Source organism: Streptomyces sp. ME02-8801-2C (assembly GCF_033793965.1).
Taxonomy (GTDB): Bacteria; Actinomycetota; Actinomycetes; order Streptomycetales; family Streptomycetaceae; genus Streptomyces.
In genome coordinates, this window is sequence record NZ_JARAXP010000030.1 from 1 (window position 1) to 17,477 (window position 17,477).

General features: G+C 67.8%; 16 protein-coding genes and 6 pseudogenes. 10 read left to right on the forward strand and 12 right to left on the reverse strand.

What is annotated here, in order from left to right; genetic code table 11:
* Positions 1–96: 96 nt before the first annotated feature.
* Positions 97–600 carry a hypothetical protein gene (locus PV396_RS42605; RefSeq protein WP_319213751.1) on the reverse strand — a complete coding sequence of 168 codons (504 nt, stop codon included), beginning with the start codon at positions 598–600 and terminating at the stop codon, positions 97–99.
* A gap of 214 nt (positions 601–814) precedes the next feature.
* On the opposite strand from PV396_RS42605, the pseudogene PV396_RS42610 reads away from it, so the two are divergent.
* Positions 815–1,720: pseudogene (locus PV396_RS42610) on the forward strand (Dyp-type peroxidase).
* A 232-nt stretch (positions 1,721–1,952) separates the two neighbouring features.
* Here PV396_RS42610 and PV396_RS42615 read toward each other — a convergent pair.
* The 3 genes from PV396_RS42615 to PV396_RS42625 form a co-directional block, all read right to left on the reverse strand.
* Positions 1,953–2,639: a hypothetical protein gene (locus PV396_RS42615; protein WP_319213752.1), complete on the reverse strand. Its 687-nt coding sequence runs from the start codon at positions 2,637–2,639 to the stop codon at positions 1,953–1,955.
* Positions 2,640–2,751: 112 nt separating this feature from the next.
* Positions 2,752–3,408 carry a hypothetical protein gene (locus PV396_RS42620; RefSeq protein ID WP_319213753.1) on the reverse strand — a complete coding sequence of 219 codons (657 nt, stop codon included), beginning with the start codon at positions 3,406–3,408 and terminating at the stop codon, positions 2,752–2,754.
* Between the two features lie 450 nt (positions 3,409–3,858).
* On the reverse strand, positions 3,859–4,047 hold the full coding sequence (locus PV396_RS42625) for a hypothetical protein (protein ID WP_319213754.1): 189 nt from the start codon (positions 4,045–4,047) through the stop codon (positions 3,859–3,861).
* A gap of 135 nt (positions 4,048–4,182) precedes the next feature.
* Between PV396_RS42625 and PV396_RS42630 the strand changes: the two genes are divergently transcribed.
* From PV396_RS42630 to PV396_RS42640, 3 genes are all read left to right on the forward strand, one after another.
* Positions 4,183–4,734, forward strand: a complete 552-nt coding sequence (locus PV396_RS42630) for a GNAT family N-acetyltransferase (protein ID WP_319213755.1) — start codon at positions 4,183–4,185, stop codon at positions 4,732–4,734.
* A gap of 376 nt (positions 4,735–5,110) precedes the next feature.
* A complete protein-coding gene (locus PV396_RS42635; RefSeq protein WP_319213756.1) occupies positions 5,111–6,817 on the forward strand; it encodes an IS1182 family transposase in 1,707 nt (568 codons plus the stop codon).
* Between the two features lie 255 nt (positions 6,818–7,072).
* On the forward strand, positions 7,073–7,705 hold the full coding sequence (locus PV396_RS42640) for a DUF6192 family protein (RefSeq protein WP_319213757.1): 633 nt from the start codon (positions 7,073–7,075) through the stop codon (positions 7,703–7,705).
* Here PV396_RS42640 and PV396_RS42645 read toward each other — a convergent pair.
* From PV396_RS42645 to PV396_RS42665, 5 genes and pseudogenes are all read right to left on the reverse strand, one after another.
* Positions 7,632–8,159: a hypothetical protein gene (locus PV396_RS42645; RefSeq protein ID WP_319213758.1), complete on the reverse strand. Its 528-nt coding sequence runs from the start codon at positions 8,157–8,159 to the stop codon at positions 7,632–7,634. The two genes, PV396_RS42640 and PV396_RS42645, sit on opposite strands and share 74 nt — an antisense overlap.
* Positions 8,160–8,275: 116 nt before the next feature.
* The gene (locus tag PV396_RS42650) at positions 8,276–8,530 is read right to left on the reverse strand and encodes a hypothetical protein (RefSeq protein WP_319213759.1); all 255 of its coding nucleotides are present in this window, start codon (positions 8,528–8,530) and stop codon (positions 8,276–8,278) included.
* A 450-nt stretch (positions 8,531–8,980) separates the two neighbouring features.
* Positions 8,981–9,466, reverse strand: coding sequence for a hypothetical protein (locus tag PV396_RS42655; protein ID WP_319213760.1), 486 nt, complete (start codon positions 9,464–9,466; stop codon positions 8,981–8,983).
* A 281-nt stretch (positions 9,467–9,747) separates the two neighbouring features.
* Positions 9,748–10,457, reverse strand: a pseudogene (locus PV396_RS42660) (IS6 family transposase).
* A 44-nt stretch (positions 10,458–10,501) separates the two neighbouring features.
* Positions 10,502–10,639: pseudogene (locus tag PV396_RS42665) on the reverse strand (ATP-binding protein); the annotation flags it as partial.
* Positions 10,640–10,893: 254 nt separating this feature from the next.
* Here PV396_RS42665 and PV396_RS42670 point away from each other — a divergent pair.
* The 3 genes and pseudogenes from PV396_RS42670 to PV396_RS42680 form a co-directional block, all read left to right on the forward strand.
* On the forward strand, positions 10,894–11,868 hold the full coding sequence (locus tag PV396_RS42670) for an LCP family protein (RefSeq protein ID WP_319213761.1): 975 nt from the start codon (positions 10,894–10,896) through the stop codon (positions 11,866–11,868).
* A 262-nt stretch (positions 11,869–12,130) separates the two neighbouring features.
* A pseudogene (locus PV396_RS42675) lies at positions 12,131–12,322 on the forward strand (low temperature requirement protein A); the annotation flags it as partial.
* A 328-nt stretch (positions 12,323–12,650) separates the two neighbouring features.
* A pseudogene (locus tag PV396_RS42680) lies at positions 12,651–13,304 on the forward strand (IS6 family transposase); the annotation flags it as partial.
* Positions 13,305–13,532: 228 nt separating this feature from the next.
* On the opposite strand, the gene PV396_RS42685 reads toward PV396_RS42680, so the two are convergent.
* Both PV396_RS42685 and PV396_RS42690 read right to left on the reverse strand, forming a co-directional pair.
* Entirely contained in the window at positions 13,533–13,970 is a 438-nt protein-coding gene (locus tag PV396_RS42685) for a YdeI/OmpD-associated family protein (protein ID WP_319213762.1), read from the reverse strand.
* Positions 13,971–14,150: 180 nt separating this feature from the next.
* Positions 14,151–14,870, reverse strand: a complete 720-nt coding sequence (locus PV396_RS42690) for a CAP domain-containing protein (protein ID WP_319213763.1) — start codon at positions 14,868–14,870, stop codon at positions 14,151–14,153.
* Here PV396_RS42690 and PV396_RS42695 point away from each other — a divergent pair.
* Positions 14,870–15,484, forward strand: a pseudogene (locus PV396_RS42695) (tyrosine-type recombinase/integrase); the annotation flags it as partial. The gene PV396_RS42690 and the pseudogene PV396_RS42695 sit on opposite strands and share 1 nt — an antisense overlap.
* A 34-nt stretch (positions 15,485–15,518) precedes the next feature.
* Here PV396_RS42695 and PV396_RS42700 read toward each other — a convergent pair.
* Complete coding sequence (locus PV396_RS42700) at positions 15,519–16,037, reverse strand: helix-turn-helix transcriptional regulator (RefSeq protein ID WP_319213764.1); 519 nt, start codon at positions 16,035–16,037, stop codon at positions 15,519–15,521.
* A 121-nt stretch (positions 16,038–16,158) separates the two neighbouring features.
* On the opposite strand from PV396_RS42700, the gene PV396_RS42705 reads away from it, so the two are divergent.
* The gene (locus PV396_RS42705; RefSeq protein WP_319213765.1) at positions 16,159–16,650 is read left to right on the forward strand and encodes a YbaK/EbsC family protein; all 492 of its coding nucleotides are present in this window, start codon (positions 16,159–16,161) and stop codon (positions 16,648–16,650) included.
* The gene (locus PV396_RS42710) at positions 16,647–17,426 is read left to right on the forward strand and encodes an SDR family NAD(P)-dependent oxidoreductase (protein WP_319213766.1); all 780 of its coding nucleotides are present in this window, start codon (positions 16,647–16,649) and stop codon (positions 17,424–17,426) included. Before PV396_RS42705 ends, PV396_RS42710 begins: the two co-directional genes overlap by 4 nt.
* Positions 17,427–17,477 lie beyond the last annotated feature (51 nt).

Consider the following 17,477-nt stretch of genomic DNA (forward strand, 5'->3'; position numbering starts at 1 on the left):
GATCTGGACCCTCGACAAGTCCTATCGTTCCAGGTCAGGAGCACTTCTCGCGTTTCTGATCAAGCCTCGGACAGCTCACCTCATGAAAGCCCGAGGTTAGTCGACCCGGACACGTGGTTTGGAGAACTCGCCGGGATTCCCCGCCTCCTGAACCACACCGGCACCCTGAGGGAGATCGCGGCCAAGTACGACCAGATCCTCGAAAGCATCGAATTCGGTGCTCTGGAGAACCTCAGCGAGACCAAGATCCTCGCAGCCCTGCTCGTCCAGCGCGCCCTGCGGGACAAGCTCCAGATCGACGAACCACGCCTGATCGCAGCCGCCCGCTGCAAGAACATCACCTGGTCTCGCCTTGCCCCGGCCATGGAAGTCCGAAGCCGACAGTCGGCCGAACGACGCTACCTGCAACTGCGCCAGGACATCGACCGCATCGTCGGCCACTCCCTGACCCAGAGCGACCGCGTCGAAGCCGCCCGAACCCAGCGCGACCGCAAAGCCGAACAACGCTGGGCAGCCGATCATGCCCCCGAGATCACCGATCTGGCCCGCCGCCTGGCCGCCCTCCCCGACCTCCAGCAGCGGGCCGACGCCTGCCTCCACGTCAAAGCGCAGCGTAAACCGGCAGAACGAAAGAACAACCGCGAAGAAAACCTAGGGAGAGTCAGTGAAGAGGCGGACACTCATGCTGATCCCTTCCCTGGCTGTACCGCTGGGAGCTGCCAGCCTCGCTGTCTCTCTTGCCGCCAAGGACGAATCACCTGCCCCCGCAGTGCCGGAAACACTGCGCGACCTTCTGCCGCAGCCGCATCTGGAGATGGTGGCCCTCGACAGAGCGCCAGGAAACGCGCTCCGGCGTGCCGTACCTGAGCTGGAAGTTGCCCTTCGTCAAGCCCGCCAGCATGACCTGCGCGTGGACATCGGCATCGCGCATTCCATGTTCACTGACGAGACGACTCGGCCCCGGCAACTTCGGGCCATGCCTGCCTATCCAGGAGACCTGCTAGACCCGACCCGCAGCCACGGTGACATCTTGGTTCAGGTATCCGGCCCGACGGCCGAGAAAACCAGTACCGCCCGTGACCGGCTCCTGGCCGGTCTCTCCAACTGGACCGTGCGCTGGCAGACCACCGGATTCCGGCCGGACAACCGGATCGACAACGACAGGGCCCTCACACGCAATCCCTTCCACTCCGAGGAAGGTTTCGGCAATCCGCCGGACGCGCGCGGTGTCGCCGAGCGATCCCTTATCCGCTCCGACCAGAACGAACCGCAGTGGGCCGTGGGCGGCAGCTACCAGGTCGTCCGAATCATCCAGATGGCCACCAGCCTCTGGGACACAGACACTGTGGACGCGCAGGACAAGATTATCGGCCGGGCGCAACGGCCGCTGGCTCGACGGCACACCCGCCAACGAACGGCCCGACTTCGCCGCCGATCCCCACGGCAAGATCACACCTCTCGACTCCCATGTACGGCTCGCGGCTCCCGACCGCCGTAACCCGCCCCCCTCGTACGCCGTGGCTACCGCTACAACCAGGGCCAGGAAAATACAGGCCTGATCTTCTCCTGCTTCCAACGTGACATGGCCCATGGCTTCGAAGCCGTACAGAAGCGGCTGCAACACGAGTCGATGGCCCCGTACCTTCTGACCACCGGCGGCGGATACTTCTTCATGCCACCCGTCGGGGATACCTGGATCGAGGCACTGGCCGGAGCGTGATTTACGAAGGCCAATACTCCGTCTGCGACTGATGATCTCCACCGTCGGCTGGCAGCGGTCCTGGCACGGCGACGAGCAACTCGCGGACTTTGGACCGAGGCCCGGTTCGTACCCGCCACGCTTCACCGTGCCTGGCGACACACAATCCGCAACGACACCGACCACCGAACTGATCTGGGACTGGTTCGGCCACCCGCCTGGGAAGATGCGGACCGCCGAAGCCAGCTAATCGTCAAGGACTAGAATCGGCTGGGGCTTGACTGCCGAGGAGGGCCACGATCTCCCGTGCACCGTGTGACGTCAGCCGGGCCCACGACCCGTCCTGGAAGAAGATCGTGAAGTCGGTCTCTTCCATGCTGAACGGCTTGAGTTCTGCGCCGATGATTTCCTTCCGGGGCAGCGTCCAAAGGACGACCTCGGATCCCGGAACCCTCTCACCACCACCCCAGGAGAGGAGCCGGCTGCCCCGGGCATTGTCCGTGTACGCCGTGATGCGCACGAGCTCATCAGAGCCTGCGAGTTCGATCTCGGTCTCCATGGGCCAGGGCCGCCGGGAGGGATCGAGCTGCCAGGGCAGGGTACGAGCCGTCTCGCCCATGCCCGCCCATATGACGGGGAAGTCGTCGACCTCGTTTTCACGCTCCTCCAGCTTCCCCCGCTTGGCGGGCGAGGAGGGACTGCCGAGGGCATCGGCGATGATGTAGAGCGGCAGCATCAGGATCCCGGTCACGACACCAAGGACGTACTGACCGAGCCGGCCGAAGAACCCCCGCGCCGCGAAGGCCGGTCCAGGGGGCCAGCTGGGCAGGTCGGGTTCAATGTCGTTGCGCTCGTGGTCGCGGTAGGACCGCCTCTTTGCCACCGAGGCGGCAGTACCAGTGGCGAACTCAACCCGGTAGCGCTTCGGTTCGTCGTCCATGACCTTCCCTTCCCTGCCATTCCGGCAAGGTCAACTATGCCAAGGGGGCAGTAGCCGACCGTCCCGGCCCTTGCGGTCGGTGGCTGGGGTGGCCGTGGGACTACCCGTGGGACTACGGGGTGAATTCCTGCTCGAGCTTGTCGACCGCTCCGTCCGCGCCGGCGTGGTACTTGAAGACCAGGCCGGAGTTGGGGTGGGCCTCCAGCCAGTCGAGAAGTTCCTGCACGCCGATCTGCTGGTTCTCGCTGCTTTCGGTGATCGGGTTGGTGGCGGTGATGTAGGCGGCTTGGTCGAGCGGCAGGTCGTATTCCTTGCCGGTCGTCTCGAACGCCGGTCCGTCGGAGTCGGGGTCGGGGCAGCCCCAGGCACCGGCCTTCACGATCAGGTTGAGGCTGCCGCCTTCGGGGGTGTAGCGGTACACCGCGACCTCGTCCGGTGAGATCGGCATCTTGTGGTCGCAGCCCGGTGTCGCGCCGGGCGACGACGCAGCCGATGTCTCGGCGGCCGCCTGGGCTGTGGGGGCTGCGAGGGGCGCTGCGGGGGTCGTCGGGGCGGACACCGTCGGCGGGGCGGTTGTCGCCGTGCTGGGGCCGGAAGCGGAAGGCGCGGCGATACCGGTTGCCTTGTCCTGCGTCTCCTGCGTCGCGGTGGCCTTCCCGGAGCCGCCGCAGCCGGTCAGCGCGGCCGTGCCGAGCGTGGTGAGCAGGAGCGCCGCGACCACCGCGGGGTGTCCCGGTCTGCTACGGCTCGTTGAGTGTTCGTCGGCCATGGGTCCTCCCCTGCCAGGGACGGCCTCGGTGGCCGGTCCTCTCGGTGATCCGTTGGCGAACGTAGCAGCGGAAGTCGCTGTGCCAGGGTTTGCCGTCGTTCCGCCATATTCCCGGGACACAGCTGATGCACAGGGGCGGCGAAGGTCCCCGTCGTGTGTCCTCACCATGAGTGACAGACCAAGGCCCTCGCCGCATACGCTCAACTTGATTTGCTTCGTAGCGGGCGAAGCCCGTTCCTTCCTCTGCAATCCGCAGCCCACTCACCCGTCCGGGCCGGTAAGTCACACAGGCCCCCGCCCCCTGGTATGCAGAGCTGGCGCCGGCCGGACATGCGGGAAGGAACGTGAGCGGTGGCGTGAAACGGTGCGCCCGTCGATCGGTTGACGGCGGATCGGTTCCGCACACGGAAGGCGTGCTGCCCGCACCGCGCCGGGGCCCCCGCCGCGCCCTCAGCTCAGCTGACTGGCGACGATGCCGACTGGGGCCTGGTCCTCGAGGACCAGGCCCGCGAGCAGGTCCGGCATCGACTGGTACGGCGAGCGTCGGCGCAGAGACTGTTCACTAGGGCCTTCGTCGGTGGTCGTCCGCTGGCGCAGCCAGATGCTCCGCAGGACCAGCGGCCGGGACTCGACCGTCATCGCCAACGTCTGTGCGTTGTTGACACTTTGGATCCGCCTGCGCTGGCGGATCCAAGCGCGAACAGCAGCGGCCAGCGGTACTTTCTGGGTGTAGCTCCGCTCGGGGGACGGGCGACCGTGCTGTTGGATGGGTGCATGACGTCGCCAATGACTTTGACTGTGGAATGCACTCCGACCGCGTCGGCCCTGACCCTCCGTCCCCGGCAGGACTCGGACATTGCCATAGTTGTTGCCGCTCACTGCGACGAGGCGATGCGCCGATGGTTGATGCGCCCCATCAACGACGAGGACGAGGCCCGCGCCTGGCTCGCCGACCAGAACACGGGCTGGGCGGACGGCACCCATCTGAGCTGGGCTGTCGAAGAGGACGGCGCGGTCGTCGGCTACTTCGTTATCAAGGCGGCCAATCCGCCGGAGACGCTCGCGACCGGCGTAGGTTATTGGACGGTGGCCGAAGCCCGTGGCAAGGGCATTGCCTCGCGCTGCGTCGAGGCCGCCACGAAATGGCTGTTCGGTGGGCAGGACTTCATGCCAGCCGACGAGATTGAGTTGCTGCACGCAGTCGGCAACGAGGGCTCGTGCCGCATCGCGCAGAAATGCGGTTACGTCCTGGACTCGGTCCTCCCAGCTCTGCCGCCGGAGTTCCCAGACGAGGGACACCGGCACCTGCGCAAGCGGCCCGTGTAGGCAGCGACCAAATTGGGTGTGGCACTCCTTCCGGGACGTTCCAGATCAGGGGTGAGGTCGTAGTTGTGCTGGGGGGGGAGAGGCGTTGGTGTTCGCGGGCGCAGGCGCGGACGCGGTTGAGGGCAAGGTTGCGGCCGAGGCCTTCCACGCGCGCCGCCCGGGACCTTCAGAGCTGCCTGGGACGGTGGCACGCCGGAGTGACGCTACCCAGCTGCCGGGGCCAGAGCTCCTGGACCGATGGGGTGTCCCTGGCAAGATGGGGCCCATTCCTTAACCTTGACTCTGTCGGGGATCTTGGAGTTTCCCGGTGCGGCAGCGTGATCAACGGGCATGCTCGGGGTTGTTCCGAAGGCCCCTGCGATTGTCGAGGTGCTCGTTGTCGCGCCGTCTCCGTTCTGGTGAGCAAGTCCCGTCTCTGACCGCGCAGATCGCGCGGGCGAGCAACCCGGACGGCACGACGGCGATATGGGTGCGTGACCGGCTCGACGGGCTGTGGTGCGACGAGGACTTCGCCGACTGGTACCCGCGCGACGGGCGTCCGGGTCTCTCGCCTGCTCAACTGGCCACCGTCTGTGTGCTGCAGTTCCTGCTCGGCCTGTCGGACCGGCAGGCCGCCGAGGCGGTCCGCTGCCGCATCGACTTCAAGTACGCCATGGCCATGGAGCTGGATGATCCAGGGTTCCACCACAGTGTGCTGGCCGACTTTCGGGACCGTCTCGCCGAAGGCGACCGTGCCGACCGCCTCCTCGACCTGGCGCTGGCCCGCCTCAAGGAGGCCGGGGTGGTGCGCGAGCGCACCACGCAGCGCACCGACTCCACCCATGTCCTGGCCGCGGTGCGGGATCTGACCCGCCTGGAGCTGATCACCGAGGCGGTCCGCGCGGCACTGGAAGAAGTCGCCGGTATCTCTCCTCACCTGCTGGACGAGCTGGCGGATGAGGACTGGGGGCGCCGCTACGGCCGCCCGGTCCGCCTGGGCAGGAACCCCACCAAACCCAAGACCAGGATCCTCGCCACCGGAAACGACGCCGTCCGGCTCCTGGACCACCTCTACCAGCACGGGTCGGACCGAGCGTTTGGTCCCCGCGTCCAGGCCCTGCGCCGGATCATGGTGCAGAACTACCACCGCGACGCCGCAGGGCACCTGCGCTGGCGCACCGCCGAGACCGAAGGCGGACCCGGGCTGCCGCCCTCGTCCCGGGCGGTCGTCTCTCCCTACGACACCTCGGCCCGCTACGCACGGCACGGACACATCATCAGTTGGAAGGGGTTCTCCGCCCACCTGACCGAGACCTGTGCTCCCGACAGCGTCAACGTGATCACGGACGTGGCCACCACCGCGGCCACCACCCACGACAGCCAGGTCCTGCCCGGCATCCACACCCGCCTGTCACGTCGCGGGCTGCTGCCTGCCGAACACCTGGTCGACGCCGGCTACACCTCCCTGCCCCACCTGGAACAAGCCGCGCGTGAACACCAGGTCACCGTCTCCGGGCCACTGCGCAGCAACCCCACCCGCCAACACCGCAAGAACGAAGGCTTCGGCCGGGACGACTTCCACATCGACTTCGACCGCCGCCAGGTCACCTGCCCCCAGGGCCAGATCAGCGCAGGCTGGCACGGCCCCTACCCGACCTCCTCGCCCACCGCCGCCCCGCTGATCGTGGCCAGGTTCACCAAGAGCCAGTGCCGCCCCTGCCCTGCCCGCACCCGCTGCACCACCACCGCCGACAGCGCCCGGAGCGTGGGATTCCCCCCACGAGAACTCCGCGACCTGCAACTCCGCGTCCGCGCCGAGCAGCAGACCCCCGAGTGGAAGACCCGCTACGCGGTGCGCTCCGGGGTGGAGGGAACCGTCAACGAGTTCGCCCACGGCCACGGCATGCGCCGCTGCCGCTACCGAGGACAGGGAAAGGCCCACATTCAGCACATCCTGACGGCCATCGCCGTGAACATCGAGCGCATCAGCAGACTGACACCGACCGAGGCAGCACCCACACCCCGCCAGCCGACCGCCTTCCAGAAATACCTCGACCAGCACGAACTACCCCGGCCGAAGTCCTGGCGAACCCTAGGCACCTGACCCCGGCAACTCCAAGATCCCCGACAGAGTCAAGCTGAGAAGCTGTGTCAGAACCGGTGATCTGTGACGTTCTGCTACTGGTGTACCGGTCGGTGACTCCGAGGGCTGCGGTCGCAACAGGGGCTGAAATCGGCCATGTTGGCTCCGTATCTGGTGATGTTGGCGGTGCGAGGTGGAGTCTGGCCACAACGCCGGGCCGGGGTTCCGCAGCCGACGCAGGACGCCGACGCTTCGGCCCGCGCCGGGTGGTGCGCCATGGCCCCAATGGTGGAGATGGTCGGGAAGGTCACGCGAAGCCGTTACGACGAGCTGGTGGCCGAATCTCTGGACATGGTGGAGGAGGACACCCGCTGCCAGTTCTCGCTCGGGGACGCCGCCCTTGAGCTGGAGCCGCTGCGCGGGCACGGCGGTCACCTGCCGCTCGACGAGGGTGACCAGGGTGTGGAGGAGTCGCTGCGGCTGTTCGCCGAGGAGCTCGGTCTGTCCTTCTACACCGTCCGCACGCACCGGTGGGTGGCTGCGCAGTGGCCGGCGGAGCACCGGCAGCCTGGGGTCTCCTACGAGGTGCACCGGATCCTGGCCTCCGCGCCGGACCGGTTCGAGCTGATCGGGAACCCTCCGCTGAGCGAGCGCACCGGCCGGCGCCGGTGGAGTGCGGAGGTGGCGAAGAAGGTGGTGGGCTGGAAGACCGAAGAGATCCAGGTCCCGGTCACCACCGAGGAGAAGGTCGAGGCGATCCGTGAACTGGCGCGCGATGACGAGGCGGTGGCGGCGCAGGTGGCCACCGACTTCCTGCGCCGGCCGGAGGTGGCGTTCAAGGCCATGCGCGATGCCGAGGCCCGGGAGAACGTGAACGAGGCCCAGTTCGCAGGCCGGGCTCGACGGTGACGAGTTCGACGAGGAGTACGAGGATGCCTTCGCCGAGGAGGGCGAGGCGTTCGACGATCCGGCCCGCATCCTGGTTGTCGGCGTCGGTGAACGCGTGGATCGCCAGGAGGACGGATCGGGCGATCAGCTTCGCGGTGGCGGGGTCGTCGTCGGCGGGGGCGGCCTGATTGTGCAGGGCGTCGGTCAGGACGAAGACGATGCGGGCCATCGGATCACTGTTGATCTCCCCGACCAGCTGGCCCGTTTCGTCGTAGTCCATGGTGGCGTCGATACCGAAGCCGGCGATCAGGATGCGGTGGAGGGTGTGCTGCCCGTAGGCGGCCAGCAGCACCGGCAACGGCCGCTCGCCATCACTGCCCGCCAGGACTGTCAGGGCATCGTCGTTGTTTCCGACGATGGCCTCCAGCGCGGCCAGTGCCCGCAGGTGTTCATCGTCCGTCAGCTCGATGTCCATGGCACCGCAGGGTAGGGCAACGCTCCGAGGGCACGGCGGCGTTCGCCGCGAAACCACCCACCAGGGTCTGGCCACCGGTTGCCATCCGGGCGGCAACGCGTATCCGCGCGGAGTATTCACCAAGCGCCACGGGGACGTTCGGCACCGAGCTGGACCTCGCGCAGGCATTCGCGGCAGTCCGGCAGTCCGGTCACGGTGTGGCCTTCTTTCTCCGTCCAGCTGAAGCCGCACAGTGCTTTGGGCCAGCGCCTGGAGGCGCCTGTAGCCGCGAGGGAGCCGTAGCCCGGGACGTTCCAGGTGACCGTCGTCCCGCCGTCGTAGGGGGCACCGTGGGGCCAGGTGTAGGCGGCTTCGGTGGTGGTGCAGCGCATCCGCAGATCAGGCCGGTCCAGCGTTTGCCCTGCCGGGCCTCAGCCGCGGCATCGACGGCATCGGCCAGGCGCTCGAAGGACAGGTCGTAGTCGTCCATGTGCTTCCACCTCCAGGCCGCTGCTCGCGCATCAGTGAACGGAACATTAGAAGCAGCCGGGCCAGGTCGTGCTGACCGACCCGGACCGTGTTCGTCTCCGGGTCGTAGCCGTACGGGTTCTCGGTGCCGGTCTCCTTGGGCATCGCCTTCTCCTCGTCCACGCGCGCTGGTGGGCTGAGTGTGCCGGGAATGAGTGGCGCGGAGGCCCCATCCCGATCTCCGTACTGCTCGCGTGGACTCAGGTGTGGGCGGCATTCGGGAGGGGGAAGAGCCTAACGACCTTCTGCATGCGGCGAGTTGGCCGGGAACGCAGAGGACCAGGGCCAGGCTGAATGAAGGGTGACATGGACAGCTAGACCTCTTCCGGCATCTGACCGTCGAAGACGCGGACCACCGAACGGTCCAAGGCGAGGAGGGACATCCGTCGTTTGCGGGGCGTGGAAGTGTCACCGCCGATCTCCTCCACACGGCAGGGCCAGGCCTGCCAAGGCTGTTCCTCGACGAGCTTCGCGATGGGGTCGGGGGTGTCGGCGCCCACGGTCTTGAGCACGAGACGGCCCAGCAGAGCAGGGAGACCGAGAGCTACTGCCAGTCCCCAGGATGCTTCATCCATCGCGCCGGCAATGAACAAGAAGAGCACGAACGCTGCCAATGGCACCCAGACCGCCCACTCGTTGGCCGTCTGGCGCCGCTTCTCGATCTCGTTCCGCCGTTCCCTTATGAATTTGGAGGCCGCGCCGGACCGTATGGCCTTGCCAGGGGACACCCAGTAGCCGTACTCGCTCGCCAGCATGATCCCCCCGGTTTCGATGCTGAGTATCCCCATCCGTTGTGTCATGCTCGCGCTCCACAGAGCAACTGTTAGTCGCCGGTTGGAACGCCACTGTGACAAGGGCCGCGCCAGCTGGACGAACCGGGGCCGAGCGCGATGAGAGTCGTGCCTCTTCGACACGCTCACGGAGTACCAGTGAGCGCGGGACGCGGCCGGGCTGATGCCCGCGCCGATCGACCAGTCGATCAAGCCGGTGATCGAGATGTGCGAGGGCGCTGTCACGTTGTTGGGCGGGTAGGCGTCTGATGGTGCGTCGTGGTGTGGCGGAGCCCGGTTCCGGGCTGTGCTCAGGCAGTGGTGGCAAGGCCGGCGACTCCGGTGATCTGCTCCCGGATTGCGAAGCGGACGGTCATCTCGGCGCGGTAGTCGTGTGCGGGCATTGGGGGGCGGAAGTGGGGCGAGATGCCGCTGAACGCGGACAGAAAACGCTGCGCTCCGACCACGGAGCGGAAGCCTTTCATCGCCCGTTCGCGCTGCCTGGTTGCCTGGTGGCTGTTCTCCGCCCGGTTGTTCAGGCCCTTGTGCGAGCGATGTTCCACGGAGGGCATGATCTCGCGGTGGGCCGCGTCGTAGGAGCGGAGCTTGTCGGTGACGACCACCCGGGGCACCACGCGGGCCGTCTTCATCAGCCTGCGGAAGAAACGCCTGGCCGCGGCCTTGTCCTGGCGGTTCTGCAACAGGATGTCCAGCACGTTGCCGTCCTGGTCGACGGCCCGCCACAGGTACTGCAACCGCCCGTTGATCTTGATGAGACCTCGTCCAGGTGCCATGCGTCCCCGGGCCGTGGCTGCCGGCGGCGCAGGGAGTTGGCGTAGGTCTGCCCGAACTTCACACACCGCCGCCGCACCGTCTCGTAGGAGATGGTCACGCCGCGCTCGAGCATGAGCTCCTCGACCTCGCGGAACGACAGCGGAAGGCGGTGGTACAGCCACACGCAGTGGGAGATGACCTCGACCGGGTACCCGTGCCCCTTGTACGACAGCGACGCGCTCCCCACGGACGGCCCTTCCCAGGCTGATCAACCAGAAGATCATCCCACCGATCAGCCAACGTGACAGTGCCAGCCAGCCGATACGACTCGGTGCCGGTCTCGATGAGGGTGGCGTTGACGGTGAGCCGGTCCACGATCGCCGCGCAGAGCCGTGGGTCGGTGAAGGTGCGGCTCCAGCCGTGAAGCGACCTCGGCATCCGCACCGAGCGCGTTGCTGAGTGGGGCCGGGCTCGCGGCCGGCATCACCGTCGGAGCCCTGCTCGCACAGGACATGCTCGGCTCCACCGACCTCGCGGGTCTGCCGACACGCACAGCGGGCCGCCGAATTCTCGGCAGCCCGCTGGTTTACCTTCTCCGCATGGAGAAAAGCCCCCCTTCTTTCTGCTCCACATCCCCCCGCCCCCGGAAATGGCTTCGCCGTTGGATGATTCCGGGAGTCGTCATGCTGGTCACCGGATCGGTGCTCGGCATCTCCGCGTTCCAGGCGCCCTCACGAGCGCCGCACGCGATGAATATCCTGCTGATGGGAACCGACAGTCGCGACACCATCAGCCCCGAGGAAAAAGAGAGATTCCACGCGGGCGGTGTCGCCTGCGACTGCACGGACGTCATGATGCTCGTCCACGTGTCGGCACTCCGGGACCGGATCAGCGTCGTCAGCCTGCCGCGGGATTCCCTCGCCGACATTCCCGAGTATCGCGACGATTCCTCCGGACAGGAGTTCCCGGCGCGTCCGGCGAAACTCAACAACGCGTTCGCGGAGGGCGGTGCCCCCCTCACCGTACGCACCGTCGAGGCCATGACGCATGTGAACATCGACCGCTATCTGCAGGTCGATTTCCGGCGCTTCATGGACGCCGTCGACGCGATCGGCGGGGTCGAGGTGTGCACCGCGCGGCCGCTGAAGGATTCCGCCACCAAGCTCGACCTCCCGCCCGGGAAGCACCGGCTGAGCGGCGGACAGGCGTTGCAGTACGTCCGCTCGCGGCACGTCGACGGCAGCGCCGACCTCGGCAGGATCCAGCGCCAGCATCGGTTCCTGGTGTCGGTGATGCACGAGCTGAAGCACCTGACCAGCGATCCGGTGGCGATGGCGCGCGTGGCCCACGCGCTGCTCGATTCCGCGCAGGCGGACCCCGGCTTTGGTGTCGGGGAACTGGTGGACCTGGCGTCGTCGCTGAGCCGGATCCCCCTGTCGTCGACGGAGTTCACCACGGTGCCGGTCGCCGGGTCCAACCCGCTCATCGCGGGCGTCGGTTCGACGCTGCGCTGGGACGACAAGAAGGTGGACCAGGAGTTCGGGAAGCTGCGCGACGACCGTCCGCTGATCCCTCGTGGACAGTCGCCCCGGCCGGACGACCCGCCCCGGTTCAGCGGCTACGCCCCCGTCCGGGGGAGCTCACTGGCGTGCTCGTGACGGGCGTTCTCCCTCGCACGCTGGGTCAAACGGGGGCACAACCCGCAACCACGCCGACGACGAGATCAACGACGCCGCCTACCGCACGAAATACGGTCAGTACGCCGTCAACATCATCAAGGCCATCACCAGCCCCGAGGCGAGCTCAACGACCATGCGGCTCGTGCCCCGTTCCGAGGACGCCTAGTTGGAGAACGAGCAGTCCGGACCGTCGCGAGGCGGCCCGGCGACCGGAGTGTGTACCGCGCTGACGAGCAGCCGCGTGACCACCTTCGAGCTGTTCTTCGACCTGGTCTACGTCTTCGCGCTCACTCAGATCACCGAGTACATGGCCCACGAGCACACTGCCACGGGCGTGCTGCACGGCGTGCTGCTCCTGGCCCTGGTGTGGTTCTCCTGGTCCGGGTACGCGTGGCTGGGAAACCAGGCCGGGGCCGACCTCGGCGTCGTCCGCGCGGGTATGTCGGCGACTGAGTCGCCGACAAGACTCGCTACCGGCTCGCGGTGGACCCGAGCGAGGAAGCCGCGCTCTTCGAGGATCTCAGCCGCTGCCCGAACGAGCCCGTCACGGATACGTTCGCCCAGTAGCGCTGGCCGTTCGGCGGCGGGACAGGCTGCCGGGCGACAACGCGAAGCCCCGGCTGGTCGGGGGAGACCAGCCGGGACCGTGGCGGTGGCGGCCGGAGGGCGGTCGCCTCTCGGCGGAAGGCTCCGTGGGGCACTGTCACGTTGGCTGACCGGTGGGATGATCTTCTGGTTGATCAGCCTGGGAAGGGTCGTCCGTGGGGAGCGTGTCGCTGTCGCAGGGGCATCGGTACCCGGTCGAGGTCATCTCCCACTGTGTGTGGCTGTATCAGCGTTTCCCGTTGTCCGTTCCGCGAGGTCGAGGAGTTGATGCTCGAGCGCGGCGTGACCGTTTCCTACGAGACGGTCCGCCGCTGGTGCGCCAAGTTCGGGCAGGCCTACGCCAACGCGCTGCGCCGCCGGCAGTCACGGCCCGGGGACAAGTGGCACCTGGACGAGGTCTTCATCAAGATCAACGGGGAACAGAAGTACCTGTGGCGGGCCGTCGACCAGGACGGCAACGTCCTGGACATCCTCGTACAGAACCGCCGGGACAAGGCCGCGGCCAGGCGTTTCTTCCGCCGCCTGATGAAGAAGAGCCGAATGGTGCCGCGGGTGGTCGTCACCGACAAGCTCTGCTCCTACGGCGCGGCCCACCGCGAGGTCATGCCCTCCGTCGAACACCGCTCCCACAAAGGCCTGAACAACAGAGCGGAGAACAGCCACCAGCCCACCAGCCCACCAGACAGCGTGAACGCGCGATGAAGGGCTTTCGCTCTGTGGGCCGTGCCCAGCGGTTCCTGTCCGCGTTCAGTGGTATCTCGCCCCACTTCCGGCCCCGCCGCCATCTGCTGACCGCACACGACTACCGCGCCGAGATGACCGTCCGCTTCGCAATCCGGGAGCAGATCACCGGAGTCGCCGGCCTGCCACCGCGGCCTGAGCACAGCCCCCAACCGGGCTCCACCACACCACGACACACCATCAGACACCGCCCACCCAACAACGTGACAGCGCCCAGGGACAAGCTCGCTCAGGAACAGCTGGACGCGCTGCGGGAACTGGGTATCGAATGGGCATGAGCCGAGCAGGCACAGGGCTTAGCAGCGCGTGAGTTCCTCGACCACCTTGGTGATGCGCCGCTGACGCGTCGCGTCGGTCTTCGCGTCGTCAATCGACGTGACGTGCGCCTTTTGGCGGCTTGGGGACAGCGCGCGGAACGCCGCCCCCGCCCCCGGCACCGCAGCCAGGGCGGCCGCGAGGTCCGCAGGCGGCTCCACCGTGCGCGGCGCCGTGTCCAAAGCCAGCTCAACCTCGATGCTGTCGCCACCGGAGATACCCGACTCCCGCCGCTTGTCGGCGCTGAACGGGATCAGGAACTGCCCGCCCATCGAGGCGATCGTCGAGCGGTAGGCATAGCCGTTCACCAAGACGCTGACAGCTGGGCGCCTGCCGCCGCCCAGCGCCTCGACCACCTCAGCCGGAACCGGCACGCCGGTGTTATTGCCGGTCTGGAACATCTTCGTCGTGAACTTCATGCCCATCGCCCTCTCAAGTCTGCCGACACCCTGCGAGAAGAAGACCGCGGCCGCACGGAAAACTCATCGCCCCTCACATGCCGGCGCAGCACCGCCGCGTTTCCACCCGTCTGTCCCAGCGGAGCGGCCGCGGTCGGCGTGATGGTCGGCGGGCCGTGACGGGCGTGGGCCCCGTAAGCGTCAGCGGACCGTGCCGAAGTCCTGCGTCCAGTAGTTGCCGGGCTGCGCCACCCCCACACCGATCTCCTTGAAGCCGCAGTCCAGGATGTTGCGTTTGTGACCGGCGCTGGCCATCCAGCCTGCCATGACCTGCTCGGGCGTGGAGTACCCGTACGCGACGTTCTCTCCGTAGGTGCTCCAGAGGTAGCCCGCGCGCGTGATCCGCTGTCCCGGGTCGGACCCGTCGGAACCGGTGTGTGACATGGTGTTGTGGCTCGCCATGTCCGCGCTGTGGGCCTGGGCGGCCTGCGAGAGCTTCGCGTCCAGGGTGACCGGGGAGCAACCGACCTTGTCGCGCTCGCTGTTGACCAGGGCGACCACGCGGGCGACGGCGGGGGTCGCCGTGCCGGCGGGCGGCTTCGGTGCGGCGGTGGTCCTCGTCGGGGCGGGCGGGGCGGTCGTCTTCAAGACGGGCGCCTTGGGCTTCTCCGGGGCGGGCACCGCAGTCCCGGGAGAGGTCGTCGGCGTGGCCGAGGGCGAACCCGTCGCCGTGGGCTTCGCAGTCCGGATGTCCCGCCCCCAGTGCCCGTCCCAGGACGTCTGCCCCCCGTCCGTCCGGTGTCCGTTCCAGGACGCCTTCCTCCCGTCCGTCCGCGGACCGCTGGACGTGGCGGTGATGGCCTCGGCTCCTCCCTCGCCCACGCACGCCATGGCGGCCGACGGCACCGCCACCGCGCTCATGCGACCGGCTGATCGCCCGCCGCGATGTCCATCTCCGGGAGAAGACGCTATGGCGGATGCTCTACGAGACCGTCGCGCGGTCGGAGGAGATCCTCGGCGTCAACATCGAGGAACTGGATCTCGCCGGGCGTCGCGCCCCGGTGAAGGCCAAGGGCGCCCGGCCGCGTACCCGCCGCCGTGGCGCGGTGCGCGAGGACTTCGTGCTGGAGACCGTGTACTGGGACGCGGGCACCGCCCGCTTGCTGCCCCGCCTGCTCAAGGGCCGTACGCGCGGGCCGGTGTTCGTCACCCACCGCAGGCCGGGCCCCGGCAAGGTCGTCGGCCGGCGCGACGTGTGCCCGGACACCGGACTGGTCCGGCTGTCGTACGGGCAGGCCCGCATGCTGTTGGACGAGCACACTGCTCTCGGCGGCGTGAGCGGCACGGGCTGGGACCTGCACGAGTGGAGGCACTCCGGACTCACTCACCTCGGCGAGGCCGGGGCGAGCCTGCTGATGCTCATGGCAAAGTCCCGGCACAAGAAGCCCGAGAACGTACGGCGTTACTTCCATCCCTCTGCGGACGCGATTGCCGAAGTCACCAGTCTTCTCGCGCCCGGCGACAGCAGGCGCTGACCGCTGTTGGCCCGGTGCGGGGCCGGATGAGGTTTCACTGGGGGTAGCGCACGATCAGCAGAGCCTCGACGTCTCCGGACGGTGCCTGATACAAGTGCGGAACGTCGGCGGCCCAACTGCCATGCATGCCGGGGCCGATCAGGGCAGGAGCAGAGATCGTGCCGACGCGCGCGGTGCCGGCGAGGACGATGATGTGCTCTGTTGTGCCGGGGGCGTGGGCGGCGGACTCCTGCGTCGTTCCGGCGCGAATGAGCACTCGGTAGGTTTCCGTGACCGCCGCAGCAGTCTCAAATCGCTCGGTGAGGACGGCGTCCACGGCATGACCGGAGACCTTGGTGGGAAACGCGAGGTTGTGCAGCGCTGTGCTGAGCGGCACTTTGAGGGCCGTCGTCAGAGCGTAGAGCGTCTCCAGAGTGGGATTGCGCCGGCCACTCTCCAACTCGGAGAGCGTCCCTTTGCCGACCTTGGACCTGCGGGCCAGCTCGGACAGTGACATCCCCTGCGCTTCGCGCAATTCCCGCAGGCGCAATCCGACGTGGGTAGCCAGGTCCATGGTGAACCCCTCCTTGTTGTCGAGGCCAGTTGATCCGATGCCGCCCGAGAACTATCGTTCCACATACGGAACGTTCTGTATATGGAACACGTGATGATGCGACCTCGTATGAAGGAGTCCCATGGGGCCTCAGGAAAACGCGTCCCTGCCCGTTCGCAGCATGCAGGTGGCCCGCGCCCTCGCTGCGGCCGGTGTCGCGGGTCAGGTATGTGAGCTGGCGGAATCGATGCGCACGGCCGCCGAGGCCGCCTCGGCCCTGGGGTGCGACGTGGGTGCGATTGCCAACAGCCTCGTGTTCATCTCCGATGATGAAGCCGTTCTGGTTCTGACCAGCGGTCAGCACAAGGTGAACACCACCGCACTCGCCGCCCGGTGGGGACGTGGAAAGCTCCAGCGCGCCACTCCCGAGCAGGTGCGCCAGGCCACCGGACAGGCGATCGGAGGTGTGGCCCCCGTCGGCCACCCCCGTGCACTTCCCACCGTGGTCGATGCAGCCCTTGTCGGCTACGCCCAGGTCTGGGCCGCCGCCGGAACTCCCCGCACGGTCTTCCCCACCACCGCTGGAGAACTCGTCCAGCTCACAGGTGGACTTCTGCTCCCGGTCGGCCCATGACGAAGGGGCCCGTCGGGCCGGGGACGGATCTGTCCGGGCAGGTGGCTCTGGTTACCGGGGGCTCGACCGGGCTCGGTCGGGTTATCGCGCTGGGCCTGGCGTCCGCCGGATGCACGACGGTGGTGGCCAGCAGGCGGCCGGAGGTGTGCCGTCAAGCGGCGGTCGAGATCGCTGCCCAGACGGGCCGTGCTGCCTTGGGCCTCGCCTGCGACGTAACCGAGGAGGACGAGGTTCACCACCTCGTCGAGGAGATCGTCACCGAGTACGGCCGCCTGGACGTGCTGGTGACCAGCGCCGGGATCCAGGCTCGAGGCGAGCTCGGGGCGCTCGACGCTGTCACGTTGCGTCGCTGCCTGGATGTCAATGTCGTCGGAACCTTCCTCGCCTGCCAGGCAGCCGTCCCGGTGATGCGCAATGCCGGGTACGGCCGCATCGTCACCTTGGCCAGTGCTCTCGGGCTCGTCGGTGCCGCAGGTCGGGCAGGCTACGCGGCCAGTAAGGGCGCGGTCGTCCAACTCACCCGCAGCCTCGGTGCCGAACTCGCCGGCACCGGCATCTGTGTCAACGCGCTGGCTCCAGGTCCCTTTCGCACACCACTGAACGACGGTATCGATGACGACCCGCAAGTACGGGACTTCCTCGATCACCAAGTCCCCATGGGGCGCTGGGCCGACCCTGAAGAACTGGTCGGCGCGGCAGTCCTGTTGGCCAGCCCAGCGGCCTCGTACCTCACGGGCGCCGTACTTCCGGTCGATGGAGGCTGGACCGCCCACTGACAGCGACGGTCCATGCCTGCCCCCGGCCCCGGCCAAGGGCAATTCGATCTA

Excerpts from the sequence above, each read along its gene's own strand:
- PV396_RS42640 (WP_319213757.1), top strand. The coding sequence starts at position 7,073 with ATGGCCCCAATGGTGGAGATGGTCGGGAAGGTCACGCGAAGCCGTTAC.
- PV396_RS42615 (WP_319213752.1), bottom strand. The coding sequence starts at position 2,639 with ATGGACGACGAACCGAAGCGCTACCGGGTTGAGTTCGCCACTGGTACT.
- PV396_RS42710 (WP_319213766.1), top strand. The coding sequence starts at position 16,647 with ATGACGAAGGGGCCCGTCGGGCCGGGGACGGATCTGTCCGGGCAGGTG.
- PV396_RS42650 (WP_319213759.1), bottom strand. The coding sequence starts at position 8,530 with ATGCGCTGCACCACCACCGAAGCCGCCTACACCTGGCCCCACGGTGCC.
- PV396_RS42705 (WP_319213765.1), top strand. The coding sequence starts at position 16,159 with ATGGGGCCTCAGGAAAACGCGTCCCTGCCCGTTCGCAGCATGCAGGTG.
- PV396_RS42620 (WP_319213753.1), bottom strand. The coding sequence starts at position 3,408 with ATGGCCGACGAACACTCAACGAGCCGTAGCAGACCGGGACACCCCGCG.
- PV396_RS42625 (WP_319213754.1), bottom strand. The coding sequence starts at position 4,047 with ATGACGGTCGAGTCCCGGCCGCTGGTCCTGCGGAGCATCTGGCTGCGC.
- PV396_RS42655 (WP_319213760.1), bottom strand. The coding sequence starts at position 9,466 with ATGACACAACGGATGGGGATACTCAGCATCGAAACCGGGGGGATCATG.
- PV396_RS42700 (WP_319213764.1), bottom strand. The coding sequence starts at position 16,037 with ATGGACCTGGCTACCCACGTCGGATTGCGCCTGCGGGAATTGCGCGAA.
- PV396_RS42685 (WP_319213762.1), bottom strand. The coding sequence starts at position 13,970 with ATGAAGTTCACGACGAAGATGTTCCAGACCGGCAATAACACCGGCGTG.
- PV396_RS42645 (WP_319213758.1), bottom strand. The coding sequence starts at position 8,159 with ATGGACATCGAGCTGACGGACGATGAACACCTGCGGGCACTGGCCGCG.
- PV396_RS42690 (WP_319213763.1), bottom strand. The coding sequence starts at position 14,870 with ATGAGCGCGGTGGCGGTGCCGTCGGCCGCCATGGCGTGCGTGGGCGAG.
- PV396_RS42630 (WP_319213755.1), top strand. The coding sequence starts at position 4,183 with ATGACGTCGCCAATGACTTTGACTGTGGAATGCACTCCGACCGCGTCG.
- PV396_RS42670 (WP_319213761.1), top strand. The coding sequence starts at position 10,894 with ATGCTGGTCACCGGATCGGTGCTCGGCATCTCCGCGTTCCAGGCGCCC.